Origin of the sequence: Neorhodopirellula pilleata, from assembly GCF_007859915.1 — a bacterium.
Taxonomy (GTDB): Bacteria; Planctomycetota; Planctomycetia; order Pirellulales; family Pirellulaceae; genus Rhodopirellula; species Rhodopirellula pilleata.
In genome coordinates this window covers 1-14,740 of record NZ_SJPM01000023.1, presented here as the reverse complement: position 1 = coordinate 14,740, position 14,740 = coordinate 1, and the positions used below count along the sequence as shown (strand labels likewise).

Annotated in this window: 10 protein-coding genes; 4 read left to right on the top strand and 6 right to left on the bottom strand. The window is 55.1% G+C overall.

Annotated elements, in window-relative coordinates:
- Positions 1-419: 419 nt before the first annotated feature.
- From Pla100_RS27730 to Pla100_RS27715, 3 genes are all read left to right on the top strand, one after another.
- Positions 420-1,499, top strand: coding sequence for a sigma-70 family RNA polymerase sigma factor (locus tag Pla100_RS27730; protein ID WP_146582194.1), 1,080 nt, complete (start codon positions 420-422; stop codon positions 1,497-1,499).
- The gene (locus Pla100_RS27725) at positions 1,499-2,908 is read left to right on the top strand and encodes a TIGR01777 family oxidoreductase (protein WP_146582192.1); all 1,410 of its coding nucleotides are present in this window, start codon (positions 1,499-1,501) and stop codon (positions 2,906-2,908) included. Before Pla100_RS27730 ends, Pla100_RS27725 begins: the two co-directional genes overlap by 1 nt.
- A gap of 654 nt (positions 2,909-3,562) precedes the next feature.
- Complete coding sequence (locus Pla100_RS27715; RefSeq protein WP_390620670.1) at positions 3,563-4,777, top strand: DNA polymerase IV; 1,215 nt, start codon at positions 3,563-3,565, stop codon at positions 4,775-4,777.
- A gap of 56 nt (positions 4,778-4,833) precedes the next feature.
- Here the strand turns inward: Pla100_RS27715 and thiS are convergent, their stop codons facing one another.
- The 6 genes from thiS to Pla100_RS27685 form a co-directional block, all read right to left on the bottom strand.
- On the bottom strand, positions 4,834-5,037 hold the full coding sequence (gene thiS, locus Pla100_RS27710) for a sulfur carrier protein ThiS (protein WP_146582190.1): 204 nt from the start codon (positions 5,035-5,037) through the stop codon (positions 4,834-4,836).
- 278 nt (positions 5,038-5,315) lie between these two features.
- Positions 5,316-6,320, bottom strand: a complete 1,005-nt coding sequence (locus Pla100_RS27705; RefSeq protein ID WP_146582188.1) for a sugar phosphate isomerase/epimerase family protein — start codon at positions 6,318-6,320, stop codon at positions 5,316-5,318.
- Between the two features lie 121 nt (positions 6,321-6,441).
- Entirely contained in the window at positions 6,442-8,910 is a 2,469-nt protein-coding gene (locus tag Pla100_RS27700; RefSeq protein ID WP_231603707.1) for a site-2 protease family protein, read from the bottom strand.
- A complete protein-coding gene (locus Pla100_RS27695) occupies positions 8,862-10,364 on the bottom strand; it encodes an efflux RND transporter periplasmic adaptor subunit (protein WP_146582186.1) in 1,503 nt (500 codons plus the stop codon). Before Pla100_RS27695 ends, Pla100_RS27700 begins: the two co-directional genes overlap by 49 nt.
- A 382-nt stretch (positions 10,365-10,746) precedes the next feature.
- On the bottom strand, positions 10,747-11,721 hold the full coding sequence (locus Pla100_RS27690; RefSeq protein ID WP_146582185.1) for an efflux RND transporter periplasmic adaptor subunit: 975 nt from the start codon (positions 11,719-11,721) through the stop codon (positions 10,747-10,749).
- Between the two features lie 3 nt (positions 11,722-11,724).
- Complete coding sequence (locus Pla100_RS27685; RefSeq protein ID WP_197168293.1) at positions 11,725-13,680, bottom strand: TolC family protein; 1,956 nt, start codon at positions 13,678-13,680, stop codon at positions 11,725-11,727.
- Between the two features lie 423 nt (positions 13,681-14,103).
- On the opposite strand from Pla100_RS27685, the gene Pla100_RS27680 reads away from it, so the two are divergent.
- Positions 14,104-14,740 (top strand): DUF4347 domain-containing protein (locus Pla100_RS27680; protein WP_146582181.1); only part of this gene is annotated, 637 nt, incomplete at its 3' end.

Sequence of the window (14,740 nt, the reverse complement as noted above, 5' to 3'; positions counted from 1 at the left end):
CCATCGTCTATCGACGAAACGACTCAATCAGGTCGACGGCAGGTCGACGGCAGGCCGATGAACGTTTTGGATGTTTGTTCAGTTCGCTGAAGTGTAGTCGAAAGTCAAACGACAGGCGTCCCCGTTTCATTAGCTTAGGTTTCTAAAACTGCGATTAAACGGTAGCCGAGTCGCCAAAACGCATGGAAATATCAAGAAAATCTCGTTATTTGGCGGAAAAACGGCGGTCGAGGGCATTTTCGAGATTAATGACCAAAATGCTTCGGTGCAACTTGCTTTTCAATCTTGACGCCGATATACCTTAGAACGTTGTGAACGTTTTTAATACCCAAAACGTTCCTACTCGTAGTTCCGAGATTCGCTTTCAAGCGATACCCGTGCTCTTACCCGCCTGACACTCACGTAACTTCGGCCAAATCATGAGCTCTTCGACCAAAACCCGATCGCGAACCGCCCCCGTGGCTCCCGAGCCGATTCTCGAAGGGGCGACAGCATCCACGGTCTCCGCCCGTCGACCGACTTGGTTGAGTTGCGCCGAGTTGCGGAAACCACTCGCCGAAGTCGCCGACCAACTTTCTGATCTGTCCGGGTGCGATCAGGCCGACCTTCGATTGTTGACCAAAAAACGGCTTCGCCAAGAGCTCGATTTCATCGGAAACGAGTCCTTCGCGTCCTCCAAGCGAGGCAAGTCCATCTTCGCTGCCGAACTCGGATTGGCCGAGCGTCAATCGGCGCTGGGAATTGCCGCGATCCGACGCAGCGGCGTGGATCTGCCGATTCACTTGGGGCGTTTGTGCGAAGCACCCTTGCTCAAGCCCGACCAAGAGAAGATGCTTTTTGAACGAATGAACTACCTCTTGCAACAAGCGGCGATTCATCGCAGCGTCTTGAACCCGGATCGACCTTCGAGACACCGTCTGGAGTTGATCGAAACCTACGTCGCACTGGCCGATTGGCATCGAGACCGGATCGTCGAAGCGAATTTGAGGTTGGTGTTCTCGATCGTGAAGAAGTTCGTCAACCCAAACAATAGTTTCGATGATTTGCTCAGCGACGGGATTGTGGCCTTGATGCGCGGGGTTGAAAAGTTTGACTTCGACCGAGGATTCCGCTTTAGCACCTACGCAACTCAGGTCGTACGACGAAACGCCTATCGAACCGTGGTTACGAAGCAGCAGGAACGCCAAAAGGTTCTCGGAGGCCTTCAGGACATGGACATTGATTTCAGTGAAGAAGAACGTGGATCAGCGATCAGCGAAAAACGCTGGCACGAACTACGCAGTCGTCTCAGTGTGATGTTGGGGGACTTGGATCGTCGTGAAAAGTTCATCATCCGCGCCCGCTTCTCGCTCGGATCGCATCGCAAGGTTCACACCTTACAAGCACTCGCGGATCGCTTGGGCGTTTCTAAAGAGCGAGTCCGTCAACTCGAACGTCGGGCGATGGACAAATTACGTGCGATGGCGGGAACGGTCGATCTAGCTGAATTGGAAGGTTGATGGAACCATCTGATGTACCGGAGAATACCCATCGATATCTCGCTCGGGTTGAGTTGCCTGTTTCGATCGATCAGGCGTTCGCGTATCACGAACGCCCAGGTTGCTTGAAGCGTTTGGTTCCTCCTTGGGAATCTGTCCAAGTCGAACACAATGACGATAGTCTTTCGGTGGGCAGCCGTGTCGTCTTGAAAGCCAACGTGGGCGGCATACCGCTGCGTTGGCACGCCCGGCATACCGCATACGATCCTCCTCGTCTTTTTGAGGACGTCCAAGACTCGGGTCCGTTTGCGGCTTGGTTACATCGACATCAGTTCTCGGAAATCTCGGCAACTCAATCTCGGTTGACCGACGATGTTCGCTATCGATTGCCGGCCGGTTCAGTCGGTGATTTCTTAGGCGGTGGCAAAGCGAGGCGCACCGTCGAGGCCATGTTCGCTTATCGGCACCGCGTGACGCGCGACGATTTGTCGCTGATGGCTAAGTATCCGAGTGAACCGTTGACCATCGCAGTCTCGGGCGCGAACGGTTTGGTAGGTTCGTCACTGTCCAATCTATTGCAACTGCTCGGTCACCGCGTTTTGAGCATCACCAGAGACGAACTCGGAACTCAAGACTCGATCGCCGGTTGGAGTGACGAGGGTCAATTCGAGCGGTTTAACGAAGTCGATGTCGTCGTGCATTTGGCCGGCAAACCGATCGCCAACGGTCGCTGGAGTGAATCCGTCAAGCAACAGATTCGCGAAAGCCGCGAAACAAAAACTCGTTCGCTCTGCGAGCGACTAGCCAAGCTTTCGAATCCGCCGTCGACACTCATTTGTGCTTCGGCGACGGGAATGTATGGCGATCGCGGTGAAGAAATTTTAAACGAAACCTCGAAACCCGGCGATGATTTCCTCGCGGGCGTCTGTCGGGAATGGGAGGCGGCTTGCGATCCGGCAAGGCGAGCAGGCATCCGGGTCGTCCACAGTCGATTCGGACTGGTTTTATCTCCCCAAGATGGAGCCCTCGCAAAGATGCTTACCCCGGCCAAGTTGATGGGCGGCTCGCTCGGCAATGGCCGTCAGTACTGGAGCTGGATCGCACTGGACGACGCGATCGGCGCACTAGTTCACTGCATTTTGCGCGAAGAAGTGGTCGGTCCGGTCAACTTCGTTTCGCCCACGCCGATAAGTAATCGCGAGTTCGCGAGAACACTCGGTCGGGTGATAGGGCGTCCGGCGATTTTCCCCGCCCCCGCGTTCGCGTTGCGATTGGCGTTGGGGGAAATGGCCGACGCTTTGTTGTTGGCCAGCACACGTGTGATTCCTGATTCGCTATTATCGTCGGATTATGAGTTTCGTTTTTCATCTTTGTTCGAAGCCCTTCGCTACCTCCTTGGCAAAGAGCGTCTCACATCCCAAGCAAGCTAGTACTTTGTCTAGATTCAACTTTCGGGTTGGCAACATTAGGCGTTTGGGCGCTGGGCTGTTCAAAATTCGGTGTTGACTCGTTGTTTTTCCTTTATCTCTCAGCAGTTTCTTGTCCGCCAGCCACCTCTCCCGAACGCAGTTTGGGGGAGGTCGAGCGACGACGTTCAGGAGTCCGCGAGGGAGGGGGCACGGGCGTTATCTGATTGAATCGGCTTGGTTTGCCCTGGGGATGCCCCCTCCCGGATCTTGCTTCGCTCGATCCGACCTCCCCCAGCTTCGCTGGGAGAGGTGACAGCAAGTTGCGGAGAACGAAAATGTCGAAATACCAAATTTTGAACAGCCCAGCGCTAGCGGTCTGTTGATTTAGTCGTTTAACGGCAAGCCGAAGGCGTCGGCGATGCCCCCAATTGACGCCTACGGCTTGCCGTTAAACGAAAAGGGGTCGCGATACCACTAAATCAACAGCCCGCTAGCCCCGGTTTTTGGGACGGAACCGCCGCTAGCGGGCTGTTGATTTAGTCCTCATCGAAACCCGAAGCGTGAGCGAGAGATACATACAAAGGACTTAATGGTGATGAATCCCTCGCTCACGCTTCGGGTTACGATTAAATCAACACGCCGCTAGCGCCAAAACGGCTAATCCTAAAATTAAAGTTGGACAAAGCACTAGCAAAGCAGTGGACGACCGTGATCCTACACATCGACATGGATGCGTTTTACGCTTCCGTTGAACAACGCGACTTCCCTGAACTGCGAGGTAAGCCGGTTGTGGTTGGCGGCACCTCAGGCCGTGGCGTTGTGACGGCGGCCAGTTACGAGGCTCGTGCGTATGGTATCCACAGCGCCATGCCCGGTCGACGAGCCAAAGAGCTTTGCCCTCACGCGGTCTTTGTCCGCTCGAGGCACGAGCACTACGCGACGATCGGACGTCAAGTACGAGATATCTTTCTGCGTTTTACTCCCGTCATTCAACCGCTATCGCTCGACGAAGCTTTCCTCGATGTATCCGGCGTGTTGCGTTTGCACGGAGATCCGGAAACGATCGGAAAGGCGATCAGAAACGCCATCAATGACGAAGTCGGGTTGACCGCGAGCGTCGGCATCGCGCCCCTGAAATTCGTTGCCAAGATCGCCTCTGATTTTGATAAACCCAATGGATTTGTCGTCGTTCGTGAATCGGAACTGCAGTCGTTCCTGGACCCGCTCGACGTCTCGCGACTGTGGGGAGTCGGCAAAGTAGGGCAATCCAAGCTAAGCCGTTTGGGTTACCGCGCCGTACAAGACATCCGACTACGATCTTGCGAAACGATGCGACATCAACTCGGTTCATGGGGCGAGCACCTATGGCGACTGGCCAACGGGATCGATGAACGCAAGGTCGTTGTTGATCACCTTGCCAAAGGCATCGGGCACGAGCGAACGTTCGAAGAAGACTTGACGGACAGGGAATCCTTGATCTCCGTCGTCAGCTATCTCAGTGAAGCCGTCGCTCGGCGTCTGCGGCACGCGAAACGATCGGCATCCAAGGTTACTTTAAAATACCGCCGCGACGATTTCCGCACGTTCACGCGAGCGAGAAAGCTCCCGCGACCGACCGACTCCACAAGCGAAGTCTATAAGGTCGCATGTGAGTTGTTAACGGAAATGCGAGAACGACAGCCGCGAGGCGTTCGATTGATCGGCGTCTCGTTGGGAGGCCTCAGCCAGATCGACGCGCCGCAGCAGATGTCACTGTTCGCGGAAGAAAGCGGCGAGGCGAGCGAAACGAAAGTCGACCGACTGAGCGATCAAGTCAGCGGTCTGTTGGGACAACGAGGTTTGTATCGTGCCTCAAGCCACCAATATATCGAACGCAAGTCGCCGAGTTGAAAGGCCGAGCCTTGCTTAGAACCAATCCGCATCGAATTTTCAAATGACGTCTTTTTTTACCCACCACCGACCAAGGTCACCACTTCCACTCGGTCCCCCTCGCCAACGGTTACGTTGCCGTGATCCTCTTTGGCGACCACTTCCTCGTTGACCTCAACGGCCAAGTAGTTCTTCGGAACCTCAACCGTTTGAAGCAATTCCGCAACAGACATTGCATGAGGTATCTCAGCGGGGGAGCCGTTAACGGTGATTTGCAACATAGAGATCAATCGGCCTCACAAAGAGGAATAAAGTTGGACTCGAGTCTAAGTTTAGGTTTAAGTTTAAGTTTAAGTTTAAGTTTGGGTTTAAGTTTGGGTTTGGGTTTGGGTTTGGGTTTGGGTTTGGGTTTATACCGCAGAATCCAAACTCATCACTCATCACTCATCACTCATCACTCATCACTCATCACTCATCACTCATCACTCATCACTCATCACTCATCACTCATCACTCATCACTCATCACTCATCACTCATCACTCATCACTCGCTTCTAATCACTGAGCTTCCTTATCGAACGCTCCGTCGAATGCGACATTGCTAGGTGAAAAGTCCAGCTTCTTGGTAAATTCGCACGCTTCGCGAGCACCAAAGGTTCGTTCCATGCCGCTATCTTCCCATTCGATCGACAATGGCCCTTGGTAGTTGATCTCGTTGAGGGCGCGAATAATTTCTTCGAAATTCACACCACCGCGTCCCGGGCTGCGGAAATCCCAACCGCGCCGCGAGTCACCGAAGTTCAGGTGACTGCAATTGATTCCCGAACGTCCATTAAGGGTCACGATGGCATCTTTGATATGGGCATGATAGATCCGATCAGGAAACGCTCGGATGAATTCGACCGGGTCGATGCCCTGCCAAATCAGGTGACTGGGGTCAAAGTTGAAACCGAACTCGGGCCGATGATCGAGAGCTTCTAGAGCTCGCTGGGCGGTATAGATATCGAACGCGATTTCAGTCGGATGAACTTCCAATGCGAAGCGGACACCGCATTGACCGAACACATCCAAGATCGGATTGAATCGTTCGGCAAGCAGATCAAAACCGGCGTCAATCATCTTCGGCGGTACGGGAGGGAACGAGTAAAGTAGGTGCCAAATACTACTTCCGGTAAATCCATTGACGGTATCGACGCCGAACTTCTGGGCCGCCCTAGCGGTGTTCATCAATTCTTCAGCGGCCCGCTCATTCACTCCCGCTGGATTCCCATCGCCCCATACATAATCGGGCAAAATCGATTTGTGACGCTCGTCGATGATGTCGAGCACCGCTTGTCCGGCCAAGTGCGCACTGATCGCGTGGGCCGATAAATTGTGTTTGGCGAGCAAAGCCTGTTTGTTCTCGCAGTAGTCATCCTCGGCCAACGCGCGGTCGACTTCGAAATGATCACCCCAGCACGCCAATTCGATCCCGTCATAACCAAACTCAGCGGTCATCGACGCCATCTCTTCGATCGGCAAATCAGCCCATTGGCCGGTAAACAACGTAACGGGACGAGGCATGGACAACTCCTTCAGTGGGGAAATGGATCACGTCGCAAACGAAATCGGAGCCGACATTTTGCGCAATCAAGTGGCTCGGCGAAAGGCGTCACCCATGGGTTTTCCGTTCTCGTGTCTCCCGCTACCCGCCCAGCCAGATCCAGAAGCGATGAGCGAGACTTCGTTTGTCTTGCAATGCCATCTCGCCGAGTTCACCGCACCGGACCGAGTCGGACAGGCCGGGGGACAGCGGGACAACGGCTTCGAATCTCGGTGCGATCAGCTCGATTCCTGGTTGTTCACGGCCTTGGACCGAGTCGGAATGCGTCGGCGACACCGCCAACGGTCCGCCCGCCGTCGCCGACATCGCCGGATGCGGAACTTCACGAGAAGCCCGCGGCAGCATCTCCGAGGGAACCACATCGAGCCATTGCCCGCCACGGAAACAAACACGCAGTCGATGCCCCTGTTGGACCGCGACGTTGTATGTGTCCATCTGGTCTTCGCCGATCGAAATCAACAGTTCTTTGCGATTACGGTTTCCCGTTTGCACGAGTTCCTGCCCATGAACGACGAAGGCTTCATGAAGTTTTTCAAGCATCGGCGTTAAGATCTCGCCATCTTCGATGGCTTTGATTCGCATCGCTTCGATCTGCTCTTCGATTTCGGACAGCTTACGTCGCAGGCTTTCGCTACGCCGTTGTGACGCCTCGGCTAATCCGAGTGCGTCTTGTCGTTCGTTGAGTTGCCACTGAATCGCTTCGCTTTCGAGCTCCAAGCGAATCTCATCACGCCGGACCGCCAATTCATCATCTCGGAGCTGCACGATCACTTCACCTTGACGCACTTGGTCGCCGGATTGGAAGTAGACCTGTTGAACGAATCCGCTCGCCGGTGCCCGTAGAATCTGGTCGTTGGCAAAGCGGACCACGACGGGGACACTCACGATCAACGGTGACGGCAACGTGATTAAAAACTGCAACACGGCCAACACGGTCAGCGTCACCCAAAGGAACCGCCGCCGGTGCGATCCGATGGAAAACTCTTCGCTCAATTCCGTATAGTTCCAAACCTTGATGAACCAACGGGTCGTCGGGATGACCGTCCACAAAAACACCGCACTACCTGCGATCAACAACCCCAACGGCCCGGCCCACATCGAAACGACGATGACCAACCCGCCCATCCATACGAATTGGAAAACAACCGAGGCCGCCGCGTGGTAAGCCGCAAACGAGCGACGCCATCCGTTCAAGTGAGTCTTCGGTGCGATCATCCCGAACAAACGACGTTCAACCGCGCCGCCAAACAATCGCCGGCCCTGCTCACGCAGATTCGGCACGTCGACGAGGTCCGAAAGGACATAGTATCCGTCCAAACGCAACAGCGGGTTGGCATTCACCAACAGGGTCGCCGGTCCGGCAAGGAAAAATATCTGAGCTGCCACGTGGCCGACCTGGCTGCCTTCGCACCACCACCAAACCCATAATGCAAGCGACGCACAGATCAGCTCGAAATACACGCCGCCCATCGCGATCGCCATCCGTGCGGTGCGACGAGGTAGTTTCCACGCTTCCGTCACGTCCACGTAAGCCATCGGCGCGAACATGAAAAACATCACGCCGGCGCGACCACACCGAACTCCTAAATGCCGGGCTACACAAGCGTGTCCGGTTTCATGGATAAACTTCAAAACCGCCCAACCGACCAGTGCCACCCACCACTGCTTCGAATCAAAGATACGCATCAACTCGGCAGCCAACCGATCGCGCTGAACCCATGCAAAAAAGAGCGTTATCGCGATCATCACGCTGACGATCAAACTACCCCGCCGTGACAACATCGGCCGCAACCAAGGCGTGACGCGGCGAGCGATCGGGTCGGCGTGTGCCAACGGGAACCGCAAACTGATCGCAAAACTGCACGTTTTCCCGATGAACGCCATGGCGGACGAAAAAAAGGGGTCCAACACCTTTTCGGCGGGGGGGGGCGTTGCGGGTGTGGATGTGGTGGCGATCTTTTGCGAGATCAAGACGCCGATGAACTCGGCGACGTCTTGCGAAGTCCAATCCAAGCCGGAATCGTGCGCCTCGGCGACGATCTGCGAAACGTTGCGGGTGCCGTCGAGCATCATGGCGACATGGTATTCCGCAGCGCCGAACTGATAGTGCTGGCCGGTCCCTCGGTGAACGCAACGTACCAAGGAAACGCCGGCTACCTGCACCGGCGTGAACTCGACATCCTCGTCAATCCGCACGACAGGAGCTTTAGCGCCGTCCGCAGCATCGGCAAACGATACCGATTCAGGAACAACAGTCATCTCATGCGGCTCTACGGCTTCCTTCGCCAAGTCGCTCTCGCCCTCGGCAACAAGATCCTCGGCAAAGATATCTTCGACAACTGGATCCTTGGCAACGGATACCGCAGCAACGGGAACCTCGGCAGGCAAATTCAAAACGGACCAAGTCAAGCGATCCGCCACTCCATCACCCGTTCCCTTGTCTTCACCTGTCTTCCTGTCATCCTGTGACCCTTGATCCTGTGGCCCTTGCACCTGTTTCTCTACCATCCGATCACCCAACCCAATCGTCGGATCGGCAGTCGCACCCATTTCCAAATCCAAGGCCGCATTGGTCCGACCACGGTCGCTTCCCCTTGCATTCCGACCCGCAAAGGTGTCACCGACTCGCCACTCGCATTTCCGCCGCGTGTCGCTTCCCCGCTAGGCATGGGCGTCTTGGCGATGAAGACGTTTTCATCATTACGAATCGTAGCCGAGGGATAGACGGTCTGAACGTTGGTGCGGAAATCCAAATCCCCGACGGCCGGGAACCATAGCTTCACGTCCGCATCGGCGTCGACATAGCCGATTTCCACTTCGGGGATTTCCAATTCGACTTCAACGCTATCGCTTGGTGCGATCTCCAACAAAGTCTGTCCGATCTCCATCGGTGTGCCGAGCGAATGTTGCCAGTCACCTTGGATGACGATCCCATCGATCGGACTTGTTACGATCAACTTGTCCATTCGATCGACAATCAAGTCACGACGACGCGACAATGATTGTCGACGTAATCCGGCCAGTTGGGCCTTAGCAATCTCCCCGTTGGCGAGCGAGATGTCTTCGTCTTTGCTCGCTTCCTCGATTTCTGCAGTCAATGCCTCCAGTTCAATCCGCAATGGTCGTCCGTCGAGTTCAAATAATGGTTCACCGATAACAACCAGGTCACCGGGTCGCTTGTGAACGGTCAACAAGGTGGCATCGATTGGCGCGGCCACACGGCGGGAATTCATCGCCGTGACGGTGGCCCTGGCATCGATCGAATACGCCGTGGGAATGCAGGAGATCGCCAGCAACAACAGCGTCCCGATTCCGATGCTCGCCCGTCGCGACCACCAACGCCGAACACGCCTGGAAAATTGCTCCCATCGTCCGCTGACCGGTCGACTGAAAAAAACCGCTGCGGTGGTCTGGAGAACGTCCTCGGGGAGGTTTTTCTCAAAACTCGACAAGGTCTCTTCGTCCGACTGGGGCGGTCGAATCCAAACCAGCGCTCGGTTACTCGCCTGCGCATTCTCTCGCAGTTCAAACAACCAATTGGCGGACTCCCGGCGGACACTCGCCAAGCCACGGTCCGTCATTCCCTCTGGCGATGCCTCTTCGTGTACCTTGGCAAATCCCACCGCTAGGGATTGATACACCGAGTTGTCTTTACCGAGCCAACCTAAACGGGAATCGAACAGGCGATCCAATTTCCAACCCGTCGTCGGTGTGGATCCGAGCCGCTCGATCGCCCAGCCCAACCGAATCGTGTGATCGGGTAATTCGAGAGATAATTGCTTGACGAACGATTCGGCTGCCACTGCTCGATCTGGTGCCTTTGCGATCACCGTCAACAGCGACTGCCATGTGCGATGAACGGATTGAATCTCCTTCACTCGCTTGCTGTCCGATGTCCATGGCGATGCAGCGACCGCAGCGGATACGCGGTTTGCCGCGGGTGTATCGGGAAAAGCCGATCCACTCGCTTGATCATTCGTTGTTGTGATTTCGGTCAAATTCATTACGACTTCCGTCGGGACATTCCATCTTCGTGATTCATCTCATTACCTTCGCGTGAACAACATGTGGCATAGGCTTTCAGCCTTTTTATACCCCACAAGTCCTCATGTATTGCTCCCCTGCCAGCTCGTCTGGCAGGAAGCCGAGGTTGGCAAGCTAGACACGAGCCGCAATTCCCCCAACCTTCCGATTTTCACTTGTGCTCGCCGCTTCAAGCGGCGAGCACAAGTGAAAATCGGAAGGTTGGGAGGGCGTCGTTGTCTAGCTTGCGAACCTTATTCACCCACGAGACGAGCTCGTGGGGGTCAAAAACGATGTGGGGTAATAATAGTCTCCAAGCCGATGCCACTAGGCAGCCATTTTGTTACCTTCGCAAAACACCCATCAACGTTGCAATCGTTTCTCCCGTTGGGTTATCTGCTGCACCGGAGAAACTCGCATCGAGCATCGATCCCCCGGACGCAGTTTCCCATCTTGATTATCGATTCGAACGCGAACCTGAACGGTTCCACTCTCTCCGTTGATCACCGGCGAAATTGAATCAATCACACCATCGACGGTTTCACGCGCCGCACGAAAGTAGACTTGAGTAGCTAGTCCGGGCTTCATGGCAAAGGATCGCTCGGCGGGAACGTTGAATACCCCGATTAACTTGTCCACTCGCACCAATCGAATGACGACTAGGTTCGTCGGCGTCACGGCCTCGCCAGCATCCAAACTTTTTTCCGCGACCAGACCATCGAAAGGCGCCCGCAATTTTCGGCGTTCAATTTGTAGCTCGAGTCGTTCGAGTTCGACCTGGCGTAATCGCTGCTGTTCCTGGGCGACCAAGAGTCTTGCTTCGCTGATCGCGAGCTCTGTTTGGGCACGTCGTAATTCGTCTACGCCCGCCATCTGGTCGTCTCGCAGTTGACTGAGTTGCTCGACACGAAACTGCTGCATTTGACGAGTCGCAAGGGCTGCCCGGATTTCGCCTTCCATGCTGGCCTGCATCCGCGATACCTCCACCGATGCCCGGTCCAGCCGATCATCGAGCTGAGCGATGACGTCTCCCTTGCGAACAAGTTGGCCCAAAGTGACCGGAACATCGACCAATTGACCGACCTCTTCCGTGCTCAGGTTCACGTCCTGGATCGCTTCGGAGAATCCCTCGTAGCTCACGTTGGTGTCGACCGGCGGAACGTTGCCTTGCGCCACATTGGATAGCACAACGCTCGAAGATTGGGACGTTGATGTTTGTGCCATCGAAGACCGGGCCGGAATCGATCCGCCCAGTGTCACAAAAAATAGCAAGACAATCACACGAAAATCTCGTGATCGGTTTCGTTGAATCGGATTCGAGCGTATTAGGCGACTCATCAATCATTCTCCCTCGTTAAGGTCGGCGGCGGGCTCGAATTCAAGGAGCCCCGATTCGGAGGCGATTCCCAGCGAAGGTCGGATTCCCAGCGGGGATTGATCGGAAGCGGGGTTAAAGGGCGCAGGTGAGGAAATAGGCATCCTTTCCGAGCGTTCGTTCACCCATACTTCCATTGGATAATTGTCTTCGCGAATGGGCGCGGTTTGAATCACCTCGACCATCGACGTGCTTGATCCGCGAACTGGTTCAATCCCCTCACGAATCAGGAACGTCCCCATCGCTTGTTGCAATGCGACTAAATCCAAGACGTAGTTGATTTGGGCCGACACGTAGCTTTGCTCGGCATCGGTGCGACGCTTTTGCGTTTCGAGCAGATCTTCAAGAACCAAAGCCATCGGACCGCCATCTCCGGCCAAGGTTTCCCACCGGCGTGTCGCGATGGCTTCTTCGCGGGCCGACGCGGACAAGGTTGCCGCTCGACTTTCTCGTAACGCTTCGCTCGCTTTCAACTTAATCAATGCCGATTCGATTTCACGCCGGGCAACCAAAAGCGTTTCACGCAGCTCCTCGCTGCGTTGTTGATATCGATAGCAAGCTTCGCGGTGCCGACTCTTCGCCGCACGCCGACCCCATGGCAAGTTGTAAGTGAGCGCCGCAGTAATCCCTGGCCCTCCTTCGGAATACTGATCTACCAACGATTGACCAATGTTGTTACTGCCATTGAGTCCGGCCAGATAAGCGTCGATCACCGCGTTGAGCCGTGGCATGAGTTCGTTACTTGTGATACTGACTTCCAAGCCAGCGGCGGAGAGTTGCTGCGTCGCGGCCAGGATATCGGCTCGATGTTCGAGCCCTCGGACCACACAATCGCGAACATGGAACGATTCAGAGGGTAGACTCGGATCAGCCAGAGGAATTAATTCCAAGGCGTCATTGGTAACCGTCAGGGCGGGATCTCCCACCAATGTTTTCAAACGAACTTGCAGTCGATTCACTTCGGCTTCGAGTTCCAACAATCGGTCACGATCGCTCGCCAATCGTCGCGTAATCTTAACTTGCTGGAGCGGCCCCGAATCAAAATCCGCCCGAGCGGTGACCATCTGCGCCAGCAATTTGCCACGTTGGATTAATGCGCGCTGTTGGACTAATTGCGCCCGACGTTCATAGAGACGCCAGAACGCACTCAACGTTTCGATCAGATGATTCTCCAAATCAACACGCAACTGTTGCCACGCGATGCGACTATCGATCGACGCCTGAGTGACCAAACGCAAATTGTAAACGCGACCGCTCGTCGCCATCAGTGGTTGAGTGATCGACAAACTTAAGCGGGAATTGCCTTGATGAGCCGGATCAAAGAAGACACTGTTGCTCTGCAGGGTACCAATTTCTTGACTCAAATCGATTTGGGTACCCAATTGAGTGAGCTTTTGGATGCCGGCGGTTGCCGAGAAGGAGTCTTGAATCAAACGTGGTGGACCACCCGTCGTTAACGTACTTCCGACCGGATCGTTAACACGTCCGTATCCGGTGTCCAACAACATCGCCGGATCAAAAACGGCTTGCTGTTGGATGATTTGTTCATAGGCGATCGACGTGCGGCGACTGATCGCCGATATCCGCGGGCTCGACTGCAATGTATTAGTCAACAAGGTCGGGATGTCGACTTGAATCATGTCAGGCGTATCGAGCAAATAATCATGCACATGCGACTGCCACCACCACTGAGTCGATGCGTCAACCGTCGATACGGCTGAATGCCCCGTCGAGGGCTCGACCATCCGTTCGGGCGTCGTCCCAGGTCTAGTCGGCTCAATCGTAGCGATCGACTCCTCTGGGAGCGAAAGTGAATCTTCCGGATCGATTTGAGAGTTCAAAAATATTGCTAAGTCGGCCGAAGGCCAAGGCGGTTCGGCCGCATTCCCGTCCCAGCCCCATCTTCCGACCAACGCACTCATGACAATCACACCCCTAAGAAACGTCGTCTTCGAGACAAAACGGTTCAGATAACCCGACACGACGCGATCCAGCACACGCCGAAGGGCGAGTGTCGAGAAGTTAAATCGGCGAGAGAGCTTGGGGCGTAGCATCCCTTCCCGTTGCTGTTTGGACCAAAACTATTCCAATGAACACCTGCTTCATCGACAGATTTTCAATGGACCACAACGATCAAAAAGATCGCACCGCTCCTTTTTCGTCATCGGCGGGGTGAGGATCGCAACGACAATACCGAATCCACCTATAAGTCCAACTCTTGCGCGTCACTAGTAGAACATTCGTTACCCGACACGCGACCGTCATTCTCGACCCAATCCCCGCTGTTTCGCTGGACTCTCAAGTTGTCACCCGACTCGGTCGTTTAAAGGGATGAGGTAATCTAGGTGGCAAAACGCAGCTTTCATTTTTTTCGACTCGAGGATCGCATTCTTCTGTCCGGCGAGGGCAACGAAGCGATGGAGGCGATCGTGCCCGATCCCGGCGTGATGGAAATGCTGCAAGCCGAAATCGATGCGATGGAGGCCGCAGCCGCCACGGTCGGCTCCATTGCTGGAGAAGCAACGCCCCCTCAGGACGAAGCCTCGGAATCTTCGGAACCAACGGAGCAGTCCGATCTACCGGATGTTTCACAGCTCGACGCCACCAAGCCGATCGAAATCATCTTCGTCGACGCCGGCGTTGAAGGTGCCGACACATTGATCGCCAACGTTCGCGACAGCAACGCCGACACTCAATGGCTGATCGTGAAGTTGGAAGCCGAGCAAAACGGCATCGATCAGATCACTCAAACGCTGGCATCGATGTCGGGCGTCGACGCGATTCACTTACTCTCTCACGGCGACGGCGCGGGCGTCGTCCTAGGCAACACGAAGCTGACCGTGGATTCGGCGCCGTCGTATGCCGGCGACATCGCCGCATGGGGACACGCCTTGGACGCCCAAGCTAATCTATTGATCTACGGTTGTGACCTCGCCCGCACTACGGAAGGTCAAGACCTGATCGAGATGCTGGCGATTGTTT